Annotated in this window: 24 protein-coding genes; 8 read left to right on the top strand and 16 right to left on the bottom strand. The window is 62.1% G+C overall.

The window, feature by feature from the left end; genetic code table 11:
* Positions 1 to 48: 48 nt before the first annotated feature.
* The 8 genes from NCT05_RS25860 to NCT05_RS25825 all read right to left on the bottom strand — a co-directional run bounded on the left by NCT05_RS25860 (position 49) and on the right by NCT05_RS25825 (position 8,234).
* Positions 49 to 714, bottom strand: coding sequence for a response regulator (locus NCT05_RS25860; RefSeq protein WP_033535857.1), 666 nt, complete (start codon positions 712 to 714; stop codon positions 49 to 51).
* Positions 715 to 855: 141 nt separating this feature from the next.
* Positions 856 to 1,290 (bottom strand): hypothetical protein, encoded by a 435-nt coding sequence (locus tag NCT05_RS25855; RefSeq protein WP_175982002.1) that lies wholly within the window; start codon positions 1,288 to 1,290, stop codon positions 856 to 858.
* 392 nt (positions 1,291 to 1,682) lie between these two features.
* Positions 1,683 to 3,389: a methyltransferase domain-containing protein gene (locus tag NCT05_RS25850; RefSeq protein ID WP_350029899.1), complete on the bottom strand. Its 1,707-nt coding sequence runs from the start codon at positions 3,387 to 3,389 to the stop codon at positions 1,683 to 1,685.
* 58 nt (positions 3,390 to 3,447) lie between these two features.
* Entirely contained in the window at positions 3,448 to 5,304 is a 1,857-nt protein-coding gene (locus NCT05_RS25845) for a peptide transporter (protein WP_250460162.1), read from the bottom strand.
* 69 nt (positions 5,305 to 5,373) lie between these two features.
* Positions 5,374 to 5,904 carry a BamA/TamA family outer membrane protein gene (locus NCT05_RS25840; protein ID WP_250503511.1) on the bottom strand — a complete coding sequence of 177 codons (531 nt, stop codon included), beginning with the start codon at positions 5,902 to 5,904 and terminating at the stop codon, positions 5,374 to 5,376.
* Between the two features lie 41 nt (positions 5,905 to 5,945).
* A complete protein-coding gene (locus NCT05_RS25835; RefSeq protein ID WP_250503510.1) occupies positions 5,946 to 6,395 on the bottom strand; it encodes an ESPR-type extended signal peptide-containing protein in 450 nt (149 codons plus the stop codon).
* A gap of 457 nt (positions 6,396 to 6,852) precedes the next feature.
* A complete protein-coding gene (locus tag NCT05_RS25830) occupies positions 6,853 to 7,542 on the bottom strand; it encodes a response regulator (RefSeq protein WP_250503509.1) in 690 nt (229 codons plus the stop codon).
* Between the two features lie 5 nt (positions 7,543 to 7,547).
* Complete coding sequence (locus tag NCT05_RS25825; RefSeq protein ID WP_008347376.1) at positions 7,548 to 8,234, bottom strand: response regulator transcription factor; 687 nt, start codon at positions 8,232 to 8,234, stop codon at positions 7,548 to 7,550.
* A gap of 435 nt (positions 8,235 to 8,669) precedes the next feature.
* Between NCT05_RS25825 and NCT05_RS25820 the strand changes: the two genes are divergently transcribed.
* Complete coding sequence (locus NCT05_RS25820) at positions 8,670 to 8,858, top strand: hypothetical protein (protein WP_250497424.1); 189 nt, start codon at positions 8,670 to 8,672, stop codon at positions 8,856 to 8,858.
* On the opposite strand, the gene NCT05_RS25815 is transcribed toward NCT05_RS25820, so the two are convergent.
* From NCT05_RS25815 to NCT05_RS25805, 3 genes are read right to left on the bottom strand one after another with little or no spacing between them, the layout of a single operon-like run.
* A complete protein-coding gene (locus NCT05_RS25815) occupies positions 8,855 to 9,508 on the bottom strand; it encodes a response regulator transcription factor (protein WP_008347372.1) in 654 nt (217 codons plus the stop codon). The genes NCT05_RS25820 and NCT05_RS25815 overlap by 4 nt on opposite strands.
* Positions 9,498 to 11,006 carry a sensor histidine kinase gene (locus tag NCT05_RS25810; protein ID WP_008347370.1) on the bottom strand — a complete coding sequence of 503 codons (1,509 nt, stop codon included), beginning with the start codon at positions 11,004 to 11,006 and terminating at the stop codon, positions 9,498 to 9,500. Before NCT05_RS25810 ends, NCT05_RS25815 begins: the two co-directional genes overlap by 11 nt.
* Positions 11,007 to 11,066: 60 nt before the next feature.
* The gene (locus NCT05_RS25805) at positions 11,067 to 11,423 is read right to left on the bottom strand and encodes a response regulator transcription factor (protein WP_008347369.1); all 357 of its coding nucleotides are present in this window, start codon (positions 11,421 to 11,423) and stop codon (positions 11,067 to 11,069) included.
* Positions 11,424 to 11,649: 226 nt separating this feature from the next.
* Between NCT05_RS25805 and NCT05_RS25800 the strand changes: the two genes are divergently transcribed.
* Entirely contained in the window at positions 11,650 to 12,867 is a 1,218-nt protein-coding gene (locus NCT05_RS25800) for an MFS transporter (protein ID WP_250503508.1), read from the top strand.
* A gap of 3 nt (positions 12,868 to 12,870) precedes the next feature.
* Here the strand turns inward: NCT05_RS25800 and pssA are convergent, their stop codons facing one another.
* A complete protein-coding gene (gene pssA / locus NCT05_RS25795) occupies positions 12,871 to 13,485 on the bottom strand; it encodes a CDP-diacylglycerol--serine O-phosphatidyltransferase (protein ID WP_033535860.1) in 615 nt (204 codons plus the stop codon).
* A gap of 161 nt (positions 13,486 to 13,646) precedes the next feature.
* Here pssA and NCT05_RS25790 point away from each other — a divergent pair, with 161 nt between their 5' ends.
* Entirely contained in the window at positions 13,647 to 14,462 is an 816-nt protein-coding gene (locus NCT05_RS25790; RefSeq protein WP_008347363.1) for a cytochrome c, read from the top strand.
* 9 nt (positions 14,463 to 14,471) lie between these two features.
* Here the strand turns inward: NCT05_RS25790 and NCT05_RS25785 are convergent, their stop codons facing one another.
* Entirely contained in the window at positions 14,472 to 15,296 is an 825-nt protein-coding gene (locus NCT05_RS25785) for an isocitrate lyase/PEP mutase family protein (protein ID WP_175982014.1), read from the bottom strand.
* A 128-nt stretch (positions 15,297 to 15,424) separates the two neighbouring features.
* On the opposite strand from NCT05_RS25785, the gene NCT05_RS25780 reads away from it, so the two are divergent.
* On the top strand, positions 15,425 to 16,180 hold the full coding sequence (locus NCT05_RS25780; protein WP_250437025.1) for a COG4705 family protein: 756 nt from the start codon (positions 15,425 to 15,427) through the stop codon (positions 16,178 to 16,180).
* Between the two features lie 72 nt (positions 16,181 to 16,252).
* Here the strand turns inward: NCT05_RS25780 and katG are convergent, their stop codons facing one another.
* Entirely contained in the window at positions 16,253 to 18,517 is a 2,265-nt protein-coding gene (gene katG / locus NCT05_RS25775) for a catalase/peroxidase HPI (RefSeq protein WP_250503507.1), read from the bottom strand.
* A gap of 396 nt (positions 18,518 to 18,913) precedes the next feature.
* On the opposite strand from katG, the gene NCT05_RS25770 reads away from it, so the two are divergent.
* The gene (locus NCT05_RS25770) at positions 18,914 to 19,273 is read left to right on the top strand and encodes a toxin-antitoxin system TumE family protein (protein WP_350029898.1); all 360 of its coding nucleotides are present in this window, start codon (positions 18,914 to 18,916) and stop codon (positions 19,271 to 19,273) included.
* Positions 19,270 to 19,749: an HVO_A0114 family putative DNA-binding protein gene (locus NCT05_RS25765; protein ID WP_250503505.1), complete on the top strand. Its 480-nt coding sequence runs from the start codon at positions 19,270 to 19,272 to the stop codon at positions 19,747 to 19,749. Before NCT05_RS25770 ends, NCT05_RS25765 begins: the two co-directional genes overlap by 4 nt.
* A 10-nt stretch (positions 19,750 to 19,759) precedes the next feature.
* Here the strand turns inward: NCT05_RS25765 and fae are convergent, their stop codons facing one another.
* A complete protein-coding gene (gene fae / locus NCT05_RS25760) occupies positions 19,760 to 20,293 on the bottom strand; it encodes a formaldehyde-activating enzyme (RefSeq protein WP_008347352.1) in 534 nt (177 codons plus the stop codon).
* A gap of 316 nt (positions 20,294 to 20,609) precedes the next feature.
* Here fae and NCT05_RS25755 point away from each other — a divergent pair, with 316 nt between their 5' ends.
* Entirely contained in the window at positions 20,610 to 21,902 is a 1,293-nt protein-coding gene (locus NCT05_RS25755) for an MFS transporter (protein WP_008347351.1), read from the top strand.
* A gap of 6 nt (positions 21,903 to 21,908) precedes the next feature.
* On the opposite strand, the gene NCT05_RS25750 is transcribed toward NCT05_RS25755, so the two are convergent.
* Positions 21,909 to 22,619 carry a GntR family transcriptional regulator gene (locus NCT05_RS25750; protein WP_008347350.1) on the bottom strand — a complete coding sequence of 237 codons (711 nt, stop codon included), beginning with the start codon at positions 22,617 to 22,619 and terminating at the stop codon, positions 21,909 to 21,911.
* A 171-nt stretch (positions 22,620 to 22,790) separates the two neighbouring features.
* On the opposite strand from NCT05_RS25750, the gene NCT05_RS25745 reads away from it, so the two are divergent.
* Positions 22,791 to 23,699 (top strand): TauD/TfdA dioxygenase family protein, encoded by a 909-nt coding sequence (locus tag NCT05_RS25745; protein WP_250503504.1) that lies wholly within the window; start codon positions 22,791 to 22,793, stop codon positions 23,697 to 23,699.
* Positions 23,700 to 23,708: the final 9 nt, after the last annotated feature.

Below are 23,708 nucleotides of genomic sequence, written 5' to 3'. Positions count from 1 at the left end.
GCAGCATCTGCAGAGGAGAATCTCGCGATGCGGCGAAAACATGCTCCATCAGGCTAGTCCTGCTCTGGCCGCGTATTTGACGAGATCGACGTGGTTCTCCACATGCAGCTTGCGCATGGCCGATCGCTTCTGCGTGGCGACGGTCGGCACGGATCGGTTCAGCGTGCGCGCGATTTCAGTCACCGAAAGGCCCTGCGCGAAGAGGCGCACCACTTCCAGTTCGCGGGGCGAAAGCGGCTGCTCGCGCGCGAGGTCCTGCAGGGTCGATCCATCGCGCGCCAGACGGTGTTGAATCTTAGGCGAAATGATCGTCTCTTTCGTGCTCAATGCACGAAGCGTGACCTGGCTGAGCTCGCTGGCGGGCTCCTCCTTGCTCATGATCGCAGCGACGCCCAGCTTGCACAATTCGTGGTAGATGCCGCCGCTCGTCATCATGGTCAGCACAATGACGGGTATGTTCGGAAAGGACCGCTTGAGCTTGCTGATCAGCCGCAAGCCGTCTATGTCCGTCTCGTCTTCTCCCTGCATCACGAGATCGGTGATGATAAGGTCGACGGGCTCCTTTTCGAGTACGCGAAGCAACTCGGCGCCGGAATGAGCCATGGCGGCGATCGTAAAACCCGGAATTTTCGAGAATTGGTCGGCTACAGCCAACAGCACGATCGGATGATCGTCCGCCAAAACCATCCGAATCTTGTCCCCTCGTGCGTTCATATAACAACCGTTTTTTGAGTTGCCGCTCTTCGAGTCCAAACCCGAAACGTACGGCTCATTTATTGATGTAAAAGCAACTCACGAATGTCGGGCGGGCCTGAGCTATCCCGCAAAGGAAGCCTATCGGATTTTAGGACGTGCTCAATCCGGGAGAAACATCGGCGGTGTCAGAAGTGCGTTTCGCCCGGCGAAACGAATCTTCCCGGCGACACCGGCTTCACGTCCCGCACGCACTTTGTCTGCAGCGCGGACGTTTGTGCATCCTGACCCGCGCTGCTCATGCTCATTGCTTCCACGAAGCGAACTCGCGAGCTGGTCGAGCGGAATCGATGTCACCGGTGGCCTGGCCTCACGTTCGTACTTACGGCTTTCGGATAGCAGCATGCAAGCAAAGATGATCATCGAAAGGCTGAATACCAAAGCAATCGGCACGATCAAATTCCAACTCGATACCCCTAGCGCTGCCAGAAGCAGAAACGACAAGCCGAAATAAACCGACGTGAGAATCGACGACGCGCGCCCGGCCATTGCGCAGTAATGCCGAAATTTTCGGCTCAGAAATTCGAGAATTGACATGGCGATATTCAGTGCAATGGGCACGACGGTCGACCCCGGCTCATACAGGATCCGAAGGAAGACAGTGCTTACTCAGGCCAGCACGCAGGCAGAGCGAGTGCCCATCGCTCGTGACTTGCGCCCTGCCACAACGATGGTCGAATTTAGCCGACGGGCTCTCCGCTCGATATAGAAAAATATCGAAAGCCCGATATGGTCAAAATATCCGCACGATTCATCCGGGAATGGTCTTGCTTCGATCTGCGAACTTATGTAGGGAGATCGTTTTTTTCGTCATTTCCGAAGACGAAAACACCGAAGCGCGAGAGGGTCTATCGCGGAGTCTTCGGTGATTGGGCACAGGACGCAAGACATCCCGCAGACTCGCGTCTTGAGGATGTCTTATGAATTTCTCAGACGCACGTGGTATCGGCCCTTAGCATCTTCAGATGCCCGGCGATGCGCGCGACCACTTCCGACCAGTCGCAACCGTGACGCTTGCGGAAGAGACGCATCGTCGGATACCAGGGACTGTCCTCGCGGGTGTAGTGCCAGCGCCAGTCGCCGTAGAACGGCAGCATCATCCACACGCGCTTGCCCATCGCACCGGCGACGTGCGCCACCGACGTATCCACCGTGAGCACGACGTCGAGTGACTCGATGGCTTTCGCCGTCTCCGCCATCGTCGTGACTTGCGCGCCTACATCGTGGAAGTTCGCGTGCTTCTGCGCGTAGTCGGCGGCTTCGTCGGCTCCGGCGCCCTTCTGCAGGCTGAAGAACTCGATGTCCGGAATCCTGAGCAGATCGTCGAGCACGGCAAGCGAGGGCAAGGAGCGCGCGCGATCGTTCTCATGCGTGGGATTGCCCTTGAACACCAATCCCACTTTCAGCTTGTTCGGCGCGACGATCGGCAGCTTCGAAGGCACAGCGGACGGCGCACGAAGATACGGCACTGCTTTTGGCAACGCTTCGAGATCGAGCGTCAAATGAGCCGGAATCGCGTGCGGATACACCCAGTAATCGATGTCCGGAAGATTCGCGGCCGATTCGGTGCTCACGACTTCGTCCGCCTCGCCCGACGCCTCGTAAAGCTCGACGAGCGGCGGCTGACACATGACGATGACGCGTTTTGCCCCGCACTGCTCGCGGAAGAATCTCGCGAAACGCAGGAAGAAGATTTCGTCACCGAGGCCGAACTCGCTCCAGATCGCAATCGCTTTCCCCTCAAGCGACTGGCCGCTCCACTCCGTTACATGACGCGGCGGCTCGACGGTCGTGCGGCGCTTCCAGCCGAAGCGTGCCATCAATTCCTCGCGCATGCGAAAGCCCTTCTGCAGCCGTCCGCGTGCGATCTCGTGCAGCACGTGATAAAGGCGCGGGTGATGTTCCCCAGGCAGGCGCTTCACGCATTCCTCCCACATCGAGTCGACTTCTTCCAATGCGTCCCAGCGCAGCAGTTCCAGCAACACGTATCGATAAAGATCGAAGTGATACGGATACGTACGCAGCGCTTCCCTGCATGCAGCGACACCTTCCTGCACGCTGCGCGCACGCGACGCGGCTTGCGCCAGTTCACGCGGCGACGCCACAGCGCGCTTGCGCAACACGATCTCGATCGCGCATTCCGCAAGACCCTTCGCGGTCTGGTCCTCATTCGCGTCGCGCTCGTCGTAGCCGTTGCGCACGAGCGTGACTCGCTCACAGTGCGCGACCGGCGACATCGTCTGAATCAGTTCCAGCACGTTGACGGAACGCGGCAAGCGCTTGTCTGATTTGTGGACCGTGAAGCTCCACTTATGGCGGCGATTGAAACGGCTCGGCCATGTGCCCTTACCGTAGAGATCCTCGTCCGGCACGGTCACGACCGCATGGCCGCCCGGCTTCAGCAGCTCCAGCCAGCGCGACAACGCCTTATGAGGATTAACGAGCTCGGCGAGACTATGGCTGGAATGCAGGAAGTCCAGTGTCGACTCTTTCACGCCCTCCATCTTCGTGAGATCGCCCTGCGACGAAGGATAAGACGCGGCGTTGCGCATCTTCGGGAACATGGCGACGTGAGCGGAAAGCGGATCGTCCGCAGGTCCGATGTCGATGCCCTCACCGACGAAATAGTGGTTCACGAAGGCCGGATCATGCGAACGGCGCAGGCTTGCTTTACTGGTCTCTTTCATCATTGCCTCACAGTGCTTCTGCTACGACTTGCGTATCCGCCTTCTCCTTCAGCAAAGCACGGATGCGCTCACCGAGAATCTCCGGACGGCCTTTGAAAATGAGCTTCTCCACTGCCTTGCGGCCCGCGAACTTGCGCGCGAGCTGGTTGCGCTCTTTCGAATCGTCGATGAGACGCAACGCCGCCGCCTTGTACTCTTCGGTCGTCTTTGTGATCATCCACTCCGGGAAGCCGAGACGACGGAACATACCTTCATCGATATGCTCATGCACTTCGCGGCCGGTCTTGCATACGCCGACGAGACCCGCCCACACCGTATCGACGATGCCGTTCGTGTTGCCGAACGGGAACGGATTGAGGAACATGTCGCAATCCGCGATGACCTTCATGTAGTTCGCATAGCTCTGATGCTTGTGGACGACGCCCTTGTCGCCCATCAGGCGGCGTACCAGATTGCGCACTTGCGGGAACGTGATGCCCGTCGCCTGGCCCACCAGAAAATGGAACTCGACAGGCACCGATGCTTCATTCGCGATATCCGCGCATGTCTGCAGGAAACCGGGGTTGAGCTTGATCGTCGTGGCCGCGACCGCGATCTTCACCGGGTCCGACTTGGCGCGCTTGCGCGGCTCGAGCTCGACTTCGAGCATCGCGGCGGGCGGACGATACGGCATGCCGTCCTGCGGCAGCTTCAGGAGCTTCTCGCTGAAGCACGCTTCGTCGCCGACGTAGTCTTCTTCCACGACGACGTAATCCATCGCATGACCATGCGTCGTGGCCGGATGACCGAGCGCCATCAACTGCAGCGGCGCGACGCGCAGGCATGCGAGTCCCATCGTGATAGGGAACATGCCGACGCTCGGCATGTACATCGCCTGCGCCTCGCGCGCTTCGCTCACGTCGCGAACCTGGCGCATGTTTTGCCACAAGTCGCCCTGCAACGGGATGAACTCGTGGAACACTTCGCGGCCCGCTTCATCCACACGCCCGTCATAACCCATGCCGATGATGTGGAACTTGTCGCGCATCGCGACGATGGTCTGCGAATGCGTGCGATAGATCGAATGATTCTTCGAGAACCATTCGAGCACGACCAGCAACACCGGCTTTTGTCCTTCTGCAGCGGGCCGCGCCTGGCGCTCGACATCATGAATGCCGAGGCTCGCGAGCTTGCGGCGGATCAGCGTGTTGATCGGCTTCTTGATGTCGTGCTTGCCCGGCAGGTCCGCGTAACTGCAATGCATGTACATGTCGTGCAGCACGCCCATCGGCAGGGCATCCACGCTTTCGATCTGATCGAGCCGCTCCGGCAGCCAGCGCAGAATCAGCTCGCGCTTCTGATGCGCCGCCGGCGTGCCCAGAAAGCGCGACGACAGGATGGTCGTGGCAAGGCCGGCAGCGGCGACCTTGTCATGCTTCCACAGCGCGTCCCAGTCGAGCCGCACTTCGGATTCGGGCGTGTAAAACAGCCGGAACTTGTCGATGTCCGACTTGCGCAGTTCCACGGAATAGCGTGCATCTTCGTTGACGCCCAACGAACGCAGAATGTGATCGGCATTGCGGAACGAACTCGCCGCGAACAGTCCCGCGATCCAGCGCTGATAAACCAGCGTCCTCGCAATGCCTTCTTCCGAGAAGCGAAAGGCCGGGTCGCTCAGAAGCGAAGTGATCGCGGACGTGATGCGCGTGAGCAAGTGCTCGTCCAAGATGTCCTGCGCCTCGCCGGATTGCGACCAGCTGTCGACGTCCATCAGCACGCCGTAGTTGGCGTCGATGAGCGCAAGCAGCTTGAGAAGCTCGCGGCCCGCAGCACCGTGATCACGGCGATAGCAAAGATATTCGAACTTGTTGATGCTGAATTGCATGATGTCTTCCTTCATCCTGATAGGGTGCGATGCGTTTGCCGAAGCAGCGACGACGCGCGGAAATGAACGTTAGTGATTCCAGGAAACCGAGAGCCAGACCTGCGCCGGCTTCTTGCCGGGATCGACCCACGAGGTCTGCGAAAATCCATAAGCCTTGGAGACCGCGACCGACGCGGTCGCGCCCCACGGCGTCAGCCAGTCGACGCTCACGCCGTAGCCTGCGAGCGTGCGTGTGTTCTGCACGCCCGGCACGTTCACGTAGCTTTGCTCCCAGTTCGTCCACGGCGAGTGATTCACGCGGCCATACGCAAGATCGGAGAAGACGCCGAACTGAAGCTGATGTCCCGCGGCGACCGGCACGCGCTGATACAGGCCGAGGTTCGCCACCACGCCTTCATCGAGCGAGCCTTCGTCGGCACGATAGGCACGCACTGCATTGGGACCGCCGATGCTGAGCTTCTCGCTCGCGTCGAGGTTCTTGCTCGACACTTGCGCGTTCACGCGCGCCGCGAGGAAGGTATTGCCGCTTGGCGACAGTGCGTAGGTGCCGAAGCCGCCGCCGTAGAGCTTGGCGTAGTTGCCGGCGACGTTCCCGCTCATGCTGTCGAACGATCGGTAATCGTTGCTTTGATGGCCGAGAGTCAATGCGAGCTGGCCGCTCCATTGGTTCGTGCGAAGTTGCTTCGCGCGGTCTCCGTTGTCGGCTTGCAAGGAGAGCTGAAGCGAATCGAGCTTGCTGTGCTGAGCCGGAAAGTCCTGCAGCGAAGTTGAGGTGTTGCTGTGCAGATAGGATGCGTGCCCTGATTGATGGTCATCGTGTTGGAATTCTGCGAGATCGAAGCCTGACCTGCGGTGACTTGACCGCCGGTCGGCAGTGCCTGCGCGAAGCTCGTCGCAGGGGTCGATGCGAACATCGCGAGCGCAAAGGCCGTCATCGTTGCAATGACGCCCATTTTCGCGCTTTGAGGAGAAGAGGAGGAGGAAGCGTTGCCTTCGCCGGGCGCCTTGCCCTGGCTTGTTACGTCTTCCGCAACGGCGACCAGCATGCCATGACGCTTACTGAAAACACGACGAAACCGATTCTTGTTCATCCGAAAATAAACCTAGTAAATGAGATTTAGCCGTCCCGGATATCGAGTACGGCGCAACGTGTGACAGGAATTCGCTCAGCTCGACGCACGCGCAGTCGCGCACCTTTTTCACACTCAGGAACCGGTGCCAGAAAGCAGACCAACTCCACGGATCGAATGCTATTGATCGACGCCGCGTCGCCATATAGAAGAAATTCGAATGCCCTCACGGCTGCCCGAGCGGGTACCGTGGATCAAAGGCCCGGCGGGCCAAGCGTCGATGGAATTCAGAATGTTCCCCAATCGACAGAGCGTGAACTTCGAGACAGCCGGCAGTTAGCGGCGCGCGCACCTCGATGCGCGCCATCCAGCCCGGTACACCGATAAGGGATCGTGGGAGAAACGCGCCGTTTCTGTACGCGACGCCGAAACGCGTGCGCCCGGTCTGAATAGACCGGGCATCGGCACGCCGCCCGAATCAGGCTGCGTGAGAAAGGTCGCCCGGACCGAACCGGTCCAGCTTCAATCCAAGGTTCGATGCGAAGCGATGCAGCTCAGAAAGCCGGTCGAAGGCCAGCAAGCTGCGTACTTTGATACTCTGCGAGCTGATCGCGCTCTTGCGACGTTGCATCAAACTCGCTATCTCGCGGCCTGAAATGCCGCACAGCATGAGCCCGGCGATCTCCATCTGGCGCGCCGTCAGCATCCCGAAGCGCTGTAGCTCCGGATTACTCCGGTACTGATACAAAGCCGCGCGCGCGGTCGGCGACAGATATGACGCGCCGCGCTCGAGCTCCCGCACCGCAGTCAACACCTCGGACATCTCGTCGGATTTGCTCACGATCCCTGCCACACCGCGTTGCTCGAGCGATCCAACGAGAAACGGCTCATGAAATTCGGTATAGACAAGAATCCGCAGATCGGGAAATTCGCGCGAAACAATGGAAAGGAATCGCCATCCGTCTGGCGATCCTCTGCCCGGCATCGAATAGTCGGCGATCAAAATATCGCATTCGCGGTGTGCCAGTAAATCCATCAGATCGGAGACGTCGTGCGTCGTGCCGACCACATCGCAGCCGGCCTCATCCAATGCCTTGTGGAGACCAAATGCGACGAGTGGATGATCATCCGCGATAACGACCTTCAGCTTCTCGCGATTGCCAGTCATGACATTTACCCCCGGATCGCGTCGAATTCGACGCCGATTTGCGAACGCTCCAACGACAATCCGTGACTCGCCGCGAAGCGATACATCTCGGATTCCCGGGAAAACCCCAGTCGCTTGCAAGCCGCCGCACGCTGAGAGCTGATCGTATTCATTCGGCGATCGAGCAGGCGCGCCGTTTCGCATACAGAAAGACCACATAGCATCAAGCCCGCGATCTCCATTTGCCGACGCGTGAGCGCGGTGAAGCGGCTCAACTCCGGCGACACATTGAAGCGCTCTACTGCCGATTGCGCGACGGGAGACAAATAGCGCCCGCCAGCGAAGAGCGTATGGATCGCGACAAGCATTTCAGACATGTTTTCGCGCTTGCTGACCACGCCAGCGACGCCGCGTTGCGCGAGACTTCCCACGAGAAATGGATCGTCGAATTCGCTGAAAACGACGACGGGCAACTTCGGGTATTTGCTCGACAAGGCGGTCAGAAATTGCCAGCCGTCCAACGAGGAAGCATCCGGCATCGAATAATCGGCCACGACCACATCGCACGCTTCATTTTCAAGGACGTTCATCAAACCGTCGGCGCTGCTTTCCACGCCACGTACGTTGAATCCCGCTTCAAGTAATGCTTTATTGAGGCCGCACAGGACGATCGGATGATCGTCGACTATTGCGACTCGAATGTCTTTCGCCATCGTTTCATCTCCCCGAAATCTGCTTAGCTCAACCGTACTGAATATGGATAACGATCCGGATGAACAATATCGACCGGGATTTCGGCTCGATATAGAACGACTTTGAAACGAACCGGGAAGGACGAAACGTTCGACTTGCGTCATGAAAGCCGATGGTTTGCCGAGCAAGGCGCATCGCCGTATTGCGGATAGCGGACGTACACACGAAAAAAAGCCGCCGGGCTAACGCAACGGCGGCTGAACGGGGGCAGACTTAAAACTACGACGGGAGATTACGCGCGATCCGGGCGCCGATATATCGATCGATTTCGAAATGGCGAAGACCTGCCTTGCTTGCATCAAACGTTCGTATAAGCACGCCGAGCCGTTCGTAGAATGGCGCGCGCGCATGCGCTTCTCTAAGCTGACGTCATGGTCACGCATCGGGAGCGCATCATGGGCGATACATCGACACGCAGGCTGTTATCCGCTTGCGCCGCCGTTCTGGCGTTCGGAACGTGGTATTCGCTGAGCGCGCCGCACGACTGGAGCGCGCTCGATCGCGCCGGTTACGACACGCAGTTGCCGCTCGAACGCATCGCGTTGAGCGAAGAAACCGCGCCCTCGATGATGCAAAACCGCTAGGCGCGCGGCGGCGTCGATGCGCCTTGCGGCATCTTCACGCCGAGCGCTTCGGCTTTTAGCACCAGGTCGGCCAGCGAACGCGCGGCCATTTTCTTCATCGCCTGGCCGCGATGAATCTTCACCGTGATCTCGCTCAGATTCATCTCCGCTGCGATCTGCTTGTTCATCAGACCCGACACGACGAACGCCATCACCTCGCGCTCACGCGGCGTCAGCGACTCATACGCGCGCCGCAAGTCCGCGACCGAGCGGCTCGCCGCGCGCCGTTCTTCATCGGCTTCGAGCGCCTGCGCGACGGCATCGAGCATGTCCTGATCGCGGAACGGCTTCGCGAGAAAATCCTTCGCACCCGCTTTCATCGCTTTCACGGTCATCGCTATGTCGCCGTGCGCCGTCATGAAGACGATCGGCAAGCCGAGCTGGCTCGCGGCCATCTGCTCCTGCACGGCGAGACCGCTCTGCCCTTTCAGTCGCACGTCGAGGATCAAACAGCTCGGCACTTCGGGCATGTCGTGCGCAAGGAACTCGTGCGCGGACGCGAACGTCGTCACGTTCAGTCCGACCGAACGCAGCAGCATGCGCAGCGCATCGCGCATCGATTCGTCGTCGTCGACCACGTAGACCATCGCGGCGTGCTTGTCATTGCTCATCGTCTCTTCTCTCGTTTTCGGGCAGCACGAAAAGCAGACGCGCGCCGCCTTCATCGGGCGATTCCGCCCATATCCTGCCGCCGTGCGCCTCGATGATCGAACGGCAGATCGACAAGCCCATGCCCATGCCTTCGGCCTTCGTCGTAAAGAACGCATCGAACAGACGCCGCGCGTTCTCGTCGCTGATGCCCGTGCCCGAATCCTGCACGACGATCTGAGCGTAACCGGGATCGCTGTCGCTCTCGCGCGTCGCCACACGCAACACACGCGGCCCGTTCACGGCGGACATCGCCTGCGCCGCGTTCATCATCAGATTGATGAGCACCTGCTGCAACTGCACGCGGTCGCAACGCACCGTCGGCGACGGCGTCGCGAGATCGGCGCGCACATCCACGCGATGACGCGCGAGTTCGCGCCGCACGAGCTCGATCGTCTCGCCGACGATCTCGGTGACTTCGAGCGTCGCGGGCTGGCTGTCGCGCTTTCTCGCCATCGCGCGAATGCGTGCGATGACTTCGCTCGCGCGCTTGGCGTCGCGGACCATCTGCGCGATCGATTGCTGCGCCTCCGCGATATCCGGTTGCGCGCGATTGAGCCAGCGCAAGGCGGCGCCGCCGCTCGTGACGATCGCGGCCATCGGCTGCGTGACTTCGTGCGCGATCGACGCGGCCAGCTCGCCCAGCATCGTCACGCGCGTCACATGCGCGAGTTCGGCGGTCGAGCGCGCGAGCGCTTCCTGCGCGAGCTTGGTTTCGGTGACGTCCATCAGCGCGCCGACGTATTCGCCGCCGTCGTTTTCGCTCGATGCACGATGCGCCACGTAATGAACGTGCTTCACGGTTCCATCCGGCAGCAGCAGCCGATGCTCGACATCGATATCGCGCACGCTGGACAGCGCCGCTTCATGCGCGCCGCGCACGATCGCGATGTCGTCGGGATGCGAGCGCGCGAGAATTGCATCGATGGAAGGCGTCATGTCGCGCGGATAATCGAAGATGCGATACGCCTCGTCGGACCACCACATCGTCCCGGCGGGCAGACGCGTCGCGATGCTGCCGGTAAGCGAAAGCCGCTGCGCATCGAGCAGGAACGCTTCGCTGCGCTTCAATGCATCGCGCTGACGCTGCAACTCGGCTTCCATGCGCTTGCGCTGCATCGTCGTGGCCTGAATGCGCAGCGAGAGAACGGCGGTCGTGCCGATTGCGAGCAGGCTCACCGCGCAGCGTGCGAGCGCGCCGCCCGAGACGTTCTCGTCGTGCGAAAGAATGAAGCCGACGAGCGTGAGGATGACGCAGCCCCACGCGGTCGCGACCGTCGCGGTGCGATTGCCCGTCGATGCGATCAGCAGCACGACGACGACATACAGCACCGCGATGGCGATATCGAGCGGCGTGAGCGCGTCGATCAGAAACACGGCGAGCGCGATGGCCGCCGCGAGCATCGACACGATGCGCGTATCGTGACGCACCGCGCGCGGCGCGCTCTGGAATGTCTCCATCAATCAATCATCGGCGTTCGTTGGAAAGGTCCGGGCCCGCGCCAGATTACGCGAAGCATTCTAATCCTTCAAAAATCCTTGCCGAATGCGTTCGAGGCAATCGGCGACGGCGGTTCCATCGACGGGCTTGCTGAGAAAGCACACCGCGCCGCCGTCGAGCGCCTGACGGCGCGCGGCATCGGATGCGAACGCGGTGATGAACATGACCGGCACGTTCAGATTCAGCTCGTGCAGACGTTGCTGAAGTTGCAGGCCGGACATGCCGGGCATGTTGAGATCGGTGATGATGCACGCGAGGCCGTCGAGCGGATCTGCGTCGAGAAACGTCTCCGCCGACGCGTACAGGCTGACCTCCCAGCCGAGCGAGCGCAGCAGACTGGAAGAGGCGACGCGGACGGATTCGTCATCGTCGATCACGGAAACTCTGGAAGGCGATTGCAAGGGCGTTGTCCTGTTTCGGCGCGCAATGAACTGATCCACGCCTGATTGGAAGCCATCTTACGCACGCGCCTCGTGCCGCGAAATAACATGAAGGTATAGGTCCGAAGCGCCCGCTTTCATCTGATGAAACGGCGTGAGCCCTTTCTGCGGGAAATGCGCCGACAACGTATAGTCCCGTTCTGCTACCTCAGGGTCTGTTTACATGCCGGCTTCAGCTTCGACCACACGCGACGGCGGCAAGCACGTCGAACTCACGCGCGGCCTCATTGCGCTCTTCGCCTTCTGCTGCGGCGCGATCGTCGCGAATCTGTATTACGCGCAGCCGATCATCGAACTCATCGCGCCCGATCTGCACATGGCGGGCGGCACGGCGAGCCTGATCGTGTCGCTCACGCAGATCGGCTATGCGCTCGGGCTGTTCTTCATCGTGCCGCTCGGCGATCTGCTCGAAAACCGCAAGTTGATGATCGCGACCGCGCTCGTGTCGATCGCGAGTCTCACGGCCGCCACGTTCACGCACACGCCCGGCTGGTTTCTCCTGATCTCGCTCGTGATCGGCTTTTCGTCGGTGGCGGTGCAGATTCTGATTCCGCTCGCCGCGCATCTCGCGCCGGACGAATCGCGCGGCAAAGTGGTCGGCACGATCATGAGCGGGTTGTTGCTCGGCATTCTGCTGTCGCGGCCGATATCGAGTCTCGTCGCGGGCCACTTCGGCTGGCGCGCGATGTTCGGCGCGGCCGCCGTGTTGATGATCGGCATCACGAGCGTGCTCGCGTACACGATTCCGAGCCGCAAGCCAGATCATCAGGCGACGTATTTTCAGCTCATCGGCTCGCTCGGGCATCTCGTGCGAACGATGCCGGTGCTGCGTCATCGCTCGCTTTATCAAGGGCTGATGTTCGCATCGTTCAGTCTCTTCTGGACCGGCATTCCGATCGAACTGACGCGTCATTACGGGCTTTCGCAGACGGCCATCGGCATCTTCGCGCTGATCGGCGCGACCGGGGCGACATCCGCGCCGATCGCCGGGCGTCTCGCCGATGCGGGCCACACCGTGCGCGCGACCTTCATCGCGCTGATTCTCGCGGCGATCGCGTATCTTCCCGTGGTGATTCATCCCGCGTGGGGCGTGGGCGCGCTTGTCGTGACAGGCATCGTGCTCGATTTCGCCGTGCAGATGAACATGGTGCTCGGCCAGCGCGAAATCTACGCGCTACACGCCGCGAGCCGCAACCGGCTGAACGCCGTTTACATGACGAGCATTTTCATAGGCGGCGCATTCGGCTCGGCGTTCGCGAGCCAGCTTTACGAGCACGGCGGCTGGACGCTCGTTGCGAGCGTCGCGACGTGCTTTCCGCTCATCGCGCTCGCGCACTTTCTGCTGATCGGGCGGCATCACGCGGCTTCGGCCAGCGCCTGATCCTCACGGCTTGGGAATGCGGATGCGGCTGATCATCAGCGAGCCGGAGATCGCGTAGATCAGCACGAGCGGATGCAGCGTGAAGCCGCCGAGACGCACCGTGCCGAGCCACATGCTTTCGCCGATCGCGCCGGACCACGCGCCGATGGTCAGCAGCAGCACGATGAGAAACGATGTGGGAATCGGCGTGCCTTCGAAGTGCGTGACCTTGCCGCTTGCGCCCGACATCTCTTCGGTCGTGACGTTGTAGCGCGCGAGCCGCGACACGCCGCACGCGACGAAATAGGCCAGTATCACGCGGTCGTAGAGGCCGCGCATGCCGAACCCATAGCCGATGATCGCCGGCGCGACGCCGAACGAGATCACATCGGCCAGCGAGTCCAGCTCCTTGCCCAAGAGCGACGCCTTCTGACGCCAGCGCGCGATGCGGCCGTCGAGCACGTCGAACACGAGCGCCGCGAACACGAGCGCGCAAGCGAGATAGATATGCAGCACATCGGAGTCGTCGAGATAGGACATCGACGAGAAAAGCGCGCCCGTGCCGCACACCGCGTTGCCCAGCGTGAACCAGTCGGCCAGATGGAAATCGCGGATCATCGAGAATCGTTTGGCTTTCATTCGTTTCTGTTTTCGTGACGTTCGGGCAGCGCCGATGGCCAGCGCCGCGAGACTTTCAAGTCTATCATCGCGCCCTCTTTCCCTTAGCACTCCGCATGCCACGCATCGTGGCAAACGGCGTGAGGCAGTATCATCACCGCACGCAAAGGAGGACCGCGACGATGATGTTCAAACGCGCCCTGGCGCTCGCGAGCCTGATGCTCGCCTGCGCGTCATCGATGGCCGCATCGCTCACGATCAACGTCGGCGGCGAGCGCTCGCTCACGGCCGATCAATTGCTCGCGCGCCCGGATGCCGCGATCATCCGCGTGCCGAACGACGTCACGTTTCATCGCAGCATGACGTATCGCGCCGTGCCCTTGCGCGCGCTGCTCGGCATCACGGAACTGCCCGCGGGCAAGGAGCTTCAGGTCACGGCCACCGACGGTTTCGTCACGCACTTTTCCGCGAAGCTGCTGTTCGGCGATGCGAAGAAGCGCGCCGAACCGTGGCTCGCGATCGAGCCGGCGGACGACCCTTGGCCACAGGTGCCGGGCAGCGGCGATGTCGGTCCGTTCTATGTCGTGTGGATCGATCCGGCCGCGTCGGGCGTCACGAGCGAGCAGTGGCCGTTCAAGGTCGACGCGATTCGCATTGCGCCGACGCTCGCCGCGCGCTTCCCGCAGATCGCCGTCGACAAGAGCGTGCCCGCCAATTCGCCGATACGTCGCGGCATGACCGTCTTCACGACGCAATGCATGGTCTGCCACAAGCTGAACGGCGCGGGCGATGCGTCGGTCGGCCCGGACCTGAATCGTCCGCATAATCCGACCGAATATTTTCAGCCGTGGGCGCTGAAGGGGTACATCCGCGATCCGAAGTCGATTCGCGCGTGGGCCGACATGAAGATGCCCGGCTTCGACAAGAACGCGATCAGCGATAGCGATCTCGATGCGGTCATCGCGTATCTCGGCTACATGGCGAAGCGCAAGAAGTAGCCGGGTACGTTACGCGCGCGCGTCGAAAATCGCGTTGAGATCGTTGCCCGCCGCGGCGTCCTTGAACCCGTCGAAGCGGCCATCGACAAGTCCTTGCGCCGCGCGCATGAACCCGCCCCACGCGACGCGCGCAAGCCCTCCGCCGACGCTCACGCGCCGCACGCCGAGCGCGGCGACGTCGCTCAGCGTGAACTCGGACACGCCGCCGATCAGCAGATTCACCGGCTTCGGCGCGACCGCCTTCACGACAGCTTCGATCTGCTCGCGCGTCTTGATGCCGGGCGCGTAGAGGCAATCGGCGCCGGCATCGGAATACGCCTTGAGACGCGCGATGGCATCGTCGATATCGGGCTTGCCCGCGAAGAAGTTTTCCGCGCGGCCGACGAGCAAGGTGTCGCCGCCGCTTGCGTCGATCGCGCGCCGCGCCGCCTTCATGCGCGCCACGGCGACATCGAGCGCAAAGAGCGGCGCGGATGCGTCGCCGGTCGAATCCTCGATCGACAAGCCCGCGACGCCCGCCTCCACCGCGAGCATCACGCTTTGAGCCACTTCGTCGGGCGTCGCGCCGAAGCCGCTTTCGAAGTCGGCGTTCACGGGCAAATCCGTCGCCTCGACGATTTCGCGCAGATGAGCGAGCACGGCGTCGCGCTGCATGTGATTGTCCGCGTGACCTTTGGACCATGCGAAGCCCGAGCTCGTCGTCGCGAGCGCCTTGAAGCCGAGCGTCGCGAGATAGCGGGCGGAACCGACGTCCCAGGGATTCGGCAACATGAAGCAGCCGGATTCGTGCAGCGCGCGAAAAGCGGCGCGTTTCTCGGCGACGGTGCGGGGCATGGCGTGGCTCCTTGTGGATGAACGGGTCGGAAGGTCGACGATACGCGAAGGGGCGAAATGGTGCTCGTACTAAGCCGCTCCTAAGCCCTTACCCCTACGCTCGAGGCTTTCCTCGCATGAGAGACGACATGGAGCGAACAGAAAATGCACTCGCCAAGGTCCCCGAACTGACCCTGGCGTTCTGGATCATCAAGATAGCGGCGACGACGCTCGGCGAAACCGGCGGCGACGCACTCTCGATGTCGATGAACCTCGGCTATCTGGTGAGCACGTTCATCTTCGCGGCCGTGTTCGTCGTCGCGGTGATTGCGCAAGTCAAGGCGGAGCGATTCCAGCCCGCGCTCTACTGGATCACGATCATCGCGACGACGACCGTCGGCACCACGCTCGCCGACTTCGCGGACCGCTCGCTCGGCATCGGCTATGCAGGCGGAAGCGCGATCTTGTTCGCGTTGCTGATCGCATCGCTCGCGGTGTGGCATCGCGCGATGGGATCGGTCTCCGTATCGACGATCGCATCGCCGAAAGCGGAAGCCTTCTACTGGGTCACGATCATGTTCTCGCAGACCCTCGGCACCGCGCTCGGCGACTGGACCGCCGACACCGCGGGCTTCGGCTACACGGGCGCCGCGATGATCTTCGGCGGCGCGCTGTTGCTGATCGTGCTCGCGTATCGCTTCACGAACGTTTCGCGCACCCTGCTGTTCTGGAGCGCGTTCATCCTGACGCGGCCGCTCGGCGCCGTAGTCGGCGATTTTCTCGACAAGCCGGTCGCGAACGGCGGTCTCGCGATGAGCCGCTACGGCGCGTCGATCGCGCTCGCGATGTTCATCGTCGTGTGCGGATTTCTCTTCAAGCAGCGGCCCGCGCGCGTCGCACATTGAAGCGCGTTGCAAGAAGAAACGGCGGCCCCGAAGGACCGCCGCGTTGCCTGCAGCTTCTACCAGCCTGGCCGCTTACTTCTTCAGATCGAAGCGGTCGAGGTTCATCACCTTCGTCCATGCCGCGACGAAGTCGCTGACGAACTTCTCCTTCGCATCGCTGCTCGCATAGACTTCGGCGAGCGCGCGCAGCACCGAATGCGAGCCGAAGATCAGATCGACGCGGCTGGCGGTCCACTTGCGCTGCCCCGACTTGCGATCGCGCCCTTCGAACACATCGCGGCGCGACGACATCGGCAACCACTCCGTATTCATGTCGAGCAGGTTGACGAAGAAGTCGTTCGTCAACGTTTCGGGCTTGTCGGTGAAGACGCCGTGCGCGTTGTCTGCGGCGGTCACGTTGAGCGCGCGCAAACCGCCGATGAGCGCTGTCATCTCCGGCGCGGTCAGCGTCAGCAATTGCGCCTTGTCGATCAAAAGCGTCTCGACGGGCACGCGCACGTTCGACTTGACGAAGTTGCGAAAGCCATCGGCGACCGGTTCGAGAGCAGAGACCGAGAGCACGTCTGTCTTGTCCTGCGACGCGTCCATGCGGCCCGGCGTGAACGGCACCGTGACCGTGTGGCCCGCCTTCTCCGCCGCCTTCTCGATCGCCGCGTTGCCCGCCAGCACGATCAGATCGGCCATCGAGATCTTCTTGCCGCCCACTTGCGCGCCGTTGAATTCTTTCTGAATGCCTTCGAGCGTCGACAAGACCTTGCCGAGCTTTTCAGGCCTGTTCGCCTCCCAGTCCTTCTGCGGAGCGAGACGAATGCGCGCACCGTTCGCGCCGCCGCGCTTGTCGGAGCCCCGGAACGTCGATGCCGATGCCCACGCCGCCGACACCAGATCGGTAATCGACAACCCCGACGCCAGCACCTTCTGCTTGAGCCCCGCGACATCCTGATCACCGACGAGCGGATGATCCACCGCCGGAATCGGGTCTTGCCACAGCAGTTCTTCCTGTGGCACTTCCGGCCCGAGATAGCGAGCCTTCGGACCCATGTCGCGATGCGTCAGCTTGAACCACGCGCGGGCGAAGGCGTCGGCGAACTGGTCTGGATTCTCCCAGAAGCGCTTCGCAATCTTCGCGTATTCCGGATCGAAGCGCAGCGACAGGTCCGTCGTCAGCATCGTCGGCCTGATCTTCTTCGACGGGTCGTGCGCGTGCGGGATGGTTTCCGTCGAATCCTTCGCGATCCACTGATTCGCGCCCGCGGGACTCTTCGTCAGTTCCCACTCGTAACCGAAAAGGTTCTCCCAGAATCCCTGGCCCCACTTCGTCGGCGTCGTGGTCCAGGTGACTTCGAGGCCGCTCGTGATCGTGTCCGCGCCCTTCCCGCTTCCGTAGCTGTTCTTCCAGCCGAGGCCCATGTTTTCCAGATCCGCCGATTCCGGCTCCGGACCGACGTTATCGGAAGGCCCCGCGCCGTGCGTCTTGCCGAACGTATGGCCGCCGGCGATCAGCGCGACGGTTTCTTCGTCGTTCATCGCCATGCGGGCGAAAGTCTCGCGGATGTCATGCGCCGCCGCGAGCGGATCGGGATTACCGTCCGGGCCTTCCGGATTGACATAGATCAGGCCCATCTGCACCGCGCCCAGCGGATTCTCCAGATTGCGGCCGCCGTCGGTGCGGCTGACTTCTTCGCCGTGCTTCTGTTCGTCGGCGGTGATGACGCCCTGATCTTCATCGTTGCCGGCCGCGCCCTTGCCGTAGCGGACATCGCCGCCGAGCCAGGTCTTTTCATTGCCCCAGTAGACGTCCTGATCCGGCTCCCATGTGTCTTCGCGTCCGCCCGCGAAGCCGAACGTCTTGAAGCCCATCGTTTCCAGCGCGACGTTGCCGGCGAGGATGATCAGATCGGCCCATGAAAGATTCTGTCCGTACTTCTGCTTGACGGGCCAGAGCAGGCGGCGCGCCTTGTCGAGGCTGACGTTGTCCGGCCAGCTATTGAGCGGCGCGAAACGTTGCTGGCCGCGTCCGCCGCCTCCCCTGCCATCGCCGATGCGATACGTGCCCGCGCTATGCCACGCCATCCGGATGAACAGCGGACCGTAGTGGCCGAAGTCGGCAGGCCACCATTCCTGCGAATCGGTCATGACCTCCGCGAGATCTTTCTTGACCGCGGCGAGGTCGAGGCTCTTGAATGCTTCGGCATAGTCGAAACCCGAGCCGAGCGGATTCGACTTGTCGGAATGCTGACTCAGCAGATCTACCCGCAGTTGCCGCGGCCACCAGTCACGGATGGTCGTTCCGGTGCCGGCGGCATGCGTAAACGGGCACTTCGATTCGTTTGACATGCGTTATCTCCTTGCGAGGACGTACCCACTAGTACTAGTTCTTGTGCTACTGACTACCATGGCGTCAGATCCATGCGAGGCGCTGCACGAACCTGGTCCGATAAGGGATTTCGCGGCGTGCATCGGGCGATGCGTGGTTCATCCCGACAGCCTTGTGCAACTTAAAAAATACGTGAGAGCGGCGCTCAATAGAATGCGATTTTTGCAATGCCGCCGATAGGTGACGGCTATAAGGCGATGGCGCGTTTGTTTCGCGCGGGCATGTTGCAGTGCGGAATCGCGGGCGGCGCGTCTGACTTCTTTTCGTCATGAAAGCGCGCAGCTCGACGCGCGTGTCAGTCTAGCAGCGTCTCGCGAGCTTGGCAGCGAAGGTGTGTCAAGTCGCCCGTTCGGGGAATGGCGGGCGGCGGCCGGGTGTTGGAGTATTTGACAACACACTATGGCGTTGTCAGAACGTCCAACAGAAAAGCTCCGCTCGTCCTGGGTGCGCGAGAGGAGATGCCTTCCGGTGGTTTCGTCGAACTAACGATATGGCATGTCCCTGAGCCTGCTCCAGGATGCACACATTCATATAAATACAGGCTTGCGTATGTCGTCGCTGGCGAGTGCGTGCTGCGTTACGACAACGAGCGAGGCAAAGGCGATCACCGTCACTTCGCGAACGTCGAGACACTTTATGAATTTACGTCGGTCGAGCAGTTATGCGCCGACTTCTTCACGAATGTGCAAGTCTGGAACAGATGGAGGTCAGGATGATGAAGACCGTCACGATCGGCATCGCGTCGCTGGAAGAGTTCAGCGAGCGCGTTCTTGCCACGGTCAAGAGCGGCAAGTTCCCAGGAAGGTTCTTCTCCTACGCCACGCCCGAACTCCTCTTCCGCACCTTCACCACGCCCCGCTGGCAAATCATCCGTGCGATGACCGGCGCCGGCCCGATGTCGATCCGCGAGCTGTCGCGCCGGCTCGAACGCGACGTGAAAGGCGTGCATCGCGACGTGCAAGCGCTTCTCGAAGCCGGCTTGCTGGAACACGATGAGCACGGCGCCATCGTGTTTCCGTACGACAGCGTGCGCGTCAACTTCACCTTGAAAGCGGCCGATCTCGCGCCGCCCGCCGCGCAGCGCAAATCCGCCGGCACCGCCATCGGCGAAGATTGCGCACCGTCGCCGCACAGCCCGCGTCGGCGAGCGGCGCCACGAAAGCGCGAGCCGCGTCCGGCGGGAAACCGCTGAGCCGCGGAATTCAGCTCCAGTCGTCCATGTCGTGCTTGATCGTGTGGCGATTCGCGATGAGTTCCTCCACGCTCGGCTCGTTGCTCATGGCGCGCTGAATGGCGAGCTTGGTCGCTTCGTAATTCGTGCGGTACATGTCCTTCTTGTCGATGTTCGCGTCCGTCGCGCAACGCGGATCGATCCACACCAGACTGATGATGCACAGATCGTTCGCCTGATCCTTCGGCAGGATGCCTTCTATCAGGCAATCGACGACCGCATCGGCGGTTGCCGACTGCACCACGCCGCCGAACAGATCGATGTTCGCCATGTCCTTCAGCGTCACTTTCGGCACGATCATCGTCGCCGGGCGCACCATCTGATTGCACGCGCGTATCGCGAACATCGCCGTGTGTCCTTTCGATTGCGCCATCATGTTGGCGAACGCGTGGCCGACCGGCCCGTCGACGCGGCCGATGAGAATTTCGGGCATCGCGTCGGTCGCTTGTCCCGGCGCCGCCAGCACGGTTGCTTCGCCTGCGCGGAAGGTCAGATCCAGACTCATGAGCACTCTCCTTTCAGGGCTGAACGATGGTTCGATAGTCCGAAGGAAGAACCGTTTGCAAGGACGATGCCATCCGCGTGATGCACGGCGCGCCGGCAATCCAGGCAACGAGGCGGCGAACAGTCTGCGCCCGCCGCGTGACACACTGTGCGGGACGGCGTTTTCCCTGTCCTCCCTGTTTCGGGTGGGGGTGCGGTTCGTCACGCGCACTTAACGTGGCGACGTGCAGCTTGCACTCCGCGCGAGCGCGCGCGGCGAAACCTACAACGCACCCCGCGGCCCGAACGGGCGCCGCATTTTTGAGCCGATCCGACCCATGAACTCACTCGACGGTTACAGGCCACGCGCGGCGTGGTTGACGACGCTGATGCTGACGGCGCTTGCCCTCATCAATTTCCTCGACAAGATCGTGCTCGGCATGGTGGCCGTGCCGCTGATGCGCGATCTGAACCTGTCGCCGGCGCAATTCGGCGTCGTCGCGGGAAGCTTCTTCTGGCTGTTCGCCGTATCGACGGTGCTGGTCGGCTTTCTGTCGAACCGCATCCAGACCCGCTGGCTACTGCTCGCGATGGGCGTCATGTGGGCCGTGCTGCAGATTCCGCAGGCGCTCTTCAGCAGCATGGCCGCATTTCTCCTGAGCCGCATGGTGCTCGGCGCGGCGGAAGGCCCGTTCTATCCCGTTTCCGTACACGCGCTCTACAAATGGTTTCCCGACGAAAAGCGCAACATGCCGGTCGCCTTGCTCAATCAGGGCGCGATGGTCGGCCTGCTGCTCGCGGGCCTGCTCATTCCGGTGATCACGCATCACTGGGGCTGGCGCATGAACTTCATCCTGCTCGGCATCGTCGGCGCGTTGTGGAGCGTCGTGTGGCTGTTCGTCGGACGCGAGGGCAATCTTGCGCGGCGTCCGCGCGGCAACGCCAGTGCCGACGCCGCGCCTCAGAAAGTGCCGTATCGCAAGCTCCTGAGCAATCCGACCGTCCTCAGCGTGTTCATGCTCGGTTTCGCCGCTTACTGGATGCTCGGCGCCAACACGACCTGGCTGATGAGTTACCTCGAAAAAGCGCTCGGCTTCTCCGGCATCGCGTCCGGACGCTGCTTCGCGCTCGTGATCGCCACCGCGGCGCCGTTCAGCCTCGGGCTCAGTTGGCTGTCGCAGCGCATGCTCGCTCGCGGGGCGTCGTCTCGCAGCGCACGCGTGCGTTTGCTGTGCGCCGCGTTCGCGATATCCGCGTGCCTTTTCTTCGCGCTGATGCTGCCGGGCCTCAGCTCCGCGCAGAAGGTCGCCGTGTTCGCGGTGGCCGGCGCGCTGCCGGCCGTGTGTTTCGCGCTCGCGCCCGCCGTGCTGTCGGAAGTCGTGCCGGATGCGCAGCGCGGCGCGCTCATCGGCATCCACACCGCGCTCGCGAGCACGGGCGCGGCGATCGCGCCGATGGTCATCGGCCGCATCGTGCAGGCGCACGGCAGCACGAGTGCCCACGCCTACGAACTGGGCTTCGCGACGACCGCCGCCATGCTGATCGTCGCCACGCTCATCGCGCTGCGCTGGATGCATCCGGATCGCGCGCCGCGCGCTTCGACCGAGCCGGTCGCGACGAGCGCCGCCTGAGCGCGGCTAGCGCGACACCTTCGCCTTGTACGCGAAGCGGTCGCCGCGAAACAGCAGTTCGGCGCAGCACAGCGCCTTGCCCTGAATGTCGAAAGGCGTGCACCGGACGCGCAGAAGCGGCGCGCCCGGATCCACCTTCAGCCGCCGCGCGTGCTCTTTCGTGGCGGCGATCGCGGCGCTCTCGGTTTCCAGATGCTTCAGCCGATAACCGAGGCGTTCTTCGAGAATGCTCGTGACGTCGTTCGTTTCGAGGTCTTCGGCGACGAGTGCGTCCATGAGCGCCGGGTCGGCCATCACCATGAACATGGCGACGGGCGCGGCGTCCCACAGACGCAAGGTCGTCGCGCAGACGAGCGTGTCGCCTTCGCTTAAGCCGAGCGCTTCCATCGCGAACGGCGGCGGCGTGATCGTCCGCACCGACAGCAGTTCGCCGTTGGCCGTCTGGCCGCGCTTGCGCGCCGCTTCGTAGAAACCGGTCAGTTGTCCGAGATCCGAGCGCTCCGACGGACGCGTGACGAAACTTCCCTTCCCGTTGATCTTCTCGATCAACCCGCTCGCATGCAGCCCGGCGAGCGCCTGCCGGATCGTGATGCGGCTCGCGCCATATTGTTCGACGAGTTCCGCTTCCGACGGCAGCTTGACGCCCGGCGCGAGATCGTTGGCGATGATCTGCTGCCGCAACGCTTCTTCGATCTGCCTGAAACGAGTTTGTGTCATGGCGCCCTTTTATCTTGTCCGGTGGATCGAAACACTGACGGCGATTGTAGCTGTCATGACAGGCTACGGGTTTTAACCGGTACACCTGTTATGACAGGTTGTGCGACCATGCTCGCGAGCATCGCGGCTCGGGCGCCTTTTTTGGCGACGCCGCATCAACGGGAGATCGACATGCAGCAAGCCGGTTCGACCATCGAAGCACGCACTTCCGATTCGGCTCCAGGCGAAATCTGGCCGTTCACCGTCACGCAGGCCACGCCCGCGATCGGCGCTTACGTGAGCGACATCGACCTGCGCCAGCCGCTCGACGAGCCGACGTATCTCGCGCTGCGCCGCGCGCTGATCCGCTACAAGGTGCTGTTCTTCCGCGATCAGGACATTACGCCCGCGCAGCACGTCGCGCTCGGGCAGCGGTTCGGCAACCTGGAAGTGCATCCCGTCATCGCGCATCATCCCGATCATCCGGAGCTCGTCGTCTTCGACAAGTCCGACAAGAAGCGCGGCCGCGAAAACATCTATCACAGCGATGTTTCGTGGCGCGAAGTGCCGTCGATGGGCTCGATCCTGCGTTGCGCCGAATGTCCGCCAACCGGCGGCGACACCATCTGGGTGAACATGGCGCTCGCCTACGAGAACCTGCCCGCCGAAGTCAAAGCGCGTCTCGAGGGCCTCATCGCCGTGCACGATCTGATGCCGCTCTTCGGCTCGATGCTGCCGCCCGAACAGCGCATCACCGTGCGCGCGCAAAACCCGGCCGTCACGCATCCGGTGGTCCGCACGCATCCCGAATCCGGCCAGAAGCTGCTCTTCGTCAACGAGGCATTCACGACGCATTTCTCCAACTACGCGGAGATCGCGGGCTATCGCTTCGGCTTCGATCTCAAGCTGGCCGAAATGGACCTCCTTCAGTATCTGTTCCGGCAAGCGGCCGCGCCGGAATATCAAGTGCGCCTGAAATGGGAGCCGCACACGATCGCGTTCTGGGACAACCGCGCCACGCAGCACTATGCCGTTCAGGACTACTATCCCGCCGTGCGCCGCATGATGCGCGCGACGATCATCGGTGAGCGCCCGGTCTGAGCGCGTCAT

The organism is Caballeronia sp. AZ7_KS35, assembly GCF_023631045.1.
GTDB classification, from domain to species: domain Bacteria; phylum Pseudomonadota; class Gammaproteobacteria; order Burkholderiales; family Burkholderiaceae; genus Caballeronia; species Caballeronia zhejiangensis.
The sequence above is the reverse complement of the archived record's forward strand: the minus strand, read 5'-3'. Positions and strand labels throughout refer to the sequence as shown.

Coding starts and splice junctions, on each gene's coding strand:
- NCT05_RS25790 (WP_008347363.1), top strand. CDS start 13,647: ATGATGTTCAAACGCGCCCTGGCGCTCGCGAGCCTGATGCTCGCCTGC.
- NCT05_RS25810 (WP_008347370.1), bottom strand. CDS start 11,006: ATGGAGACATTCCAGAGCGCGCCGCGCGCGGTGCGTCACGATACGCGC.
- NCT05_RS25785 (WP_175982014.1), bottom strand. CDS start 15,296: ATGCCCCGCACCGTCGCCGAGAAACGCGCCGCTTTTCGCGCGCTGCAC.
- NCT05_RS25860 (WP_033535857.1), bottom strand. CDS start 714: ATGAACGCACGAGGGGACAAGATTCGGATGGTTTTGGCGGACGATCAT.
- NCT05_RS25840 (WP_250503511.1), bottom strand. CDS start 5,904: ATGAGCGGGAACGTCGCCGGCAACTACGCCAAGCTCTACGGCGGCGGC.
- NCT05_RS25825 (WP_008347376.1), bottom strand. CDS start 8,234: ATGGCGAAAGACATTCGAGTCGCAATAGTCGACGATCATCCGATCGTC.
- NCT05_RS25835 (WP_250503510.1), bottom strand. CDS start 6,395: ATGAACAAGAATCGGTTTCGTCGTGTTTTCAGTAAGCGTCATGGCATG.
- NCT05_RS25800 (WP_250503508.1), top strand. CDS start 11,650: ATGCCGGCTTCAGCTTCGACCACACGCGACGGCGGCAAGCACGTCGAA.
- NCT05_RS25765 (WP_250503505.1), top strand. CDS start 19,270: ATGATGAAGACCGTCACGATCGGCATCGCGTCGCTGGAAGAGTTCAGC.
- NCT05_RS25845 (WP_250460162.1), bottom strand. CDS start 5,304: ATGCAATTCAGCATCAACAAGTTCGAATATCTTTGCTATCGCCGTGAT.
- NCT05_RS25755 (WP_008347351.1), top strand. CDS start 20,610: ATGAACTCACTCGACGGTTACAGGCCACGCGCGGCGTGGTTGACGACG.
- NCT05_RS25815 (WP_008347372.1), bottom strand. CDS start 9,508: ATGAGCAATGACAAGCACGCCGCGATGGTCTACGTGGTCGACGACGAC.
- NCT05_RS25745 (WP_250503504.1), top strand. CDS start 22,791: ATGCAGCAAGCCGGTTCGACCATCGAAGCACGCACTTCCGATTCGGCT.
- NCT05_RS25820 (WP_250497424.1), top strand. CDS start 8,670: ATGGGCGATACATCGACACGCAGGCTGTTATCCGCTTGCGCCGCCGTT.
- NCT05_RS25770 (WP_350029898.1), top strand. CDS start 18,914: ATGGCGGGCGGCGGCCGGGTGTTGGAGTATTTGACAACACACTATGGC.
- pssA (WP_033535860.1), bottom strand. CDS start 13,485: ATGAAAGCCAAACGATTCTCGATGATCCGCGATTTCCATCTGGCCGAC.
- NCT05_RS25830 (WP_250503509.1), bottom strand. CDS start 7,542: ATGACTGGCAATCGCGAGAAGCTGAAGGTCGTTATCGCGGATGATCAT.
- fae (WP_008347352.1), bottom strand. CDS start 20,293: ATGAGTCTGGATCTGACCTTCCGCGCAGGCGAAGCAACCGTGCTGGCG.
- NCT05_RS25750 (WP_008347350.1), bottom strand. CDS start 22,619: ATGACACAAACTCGTTTCAGGCAGATCGAAGAAGCGTTGCGGCAGCAG.
- NCT05_RS25855 (WP_175982002.1), bottom strand. CDS start 1,290: ATGTCAATTCTCGAATTTCTGAGCCGAAAATTTCGGCATTACTGCGCA.
- katG (WP_250503507.1), bottom strand. CDS start 18,517: ATGTCAAACGAATCGAAGTGCCCGTTTACGCATGCCGCCGGCACCGGA.
- NCT05_RS25780 (WP_250437025.1), top strand. CDS start 15,425: ATGGAGCGAACAGAAAATGCACTCGCCAAGGTCCCCGAACTGACCCTG.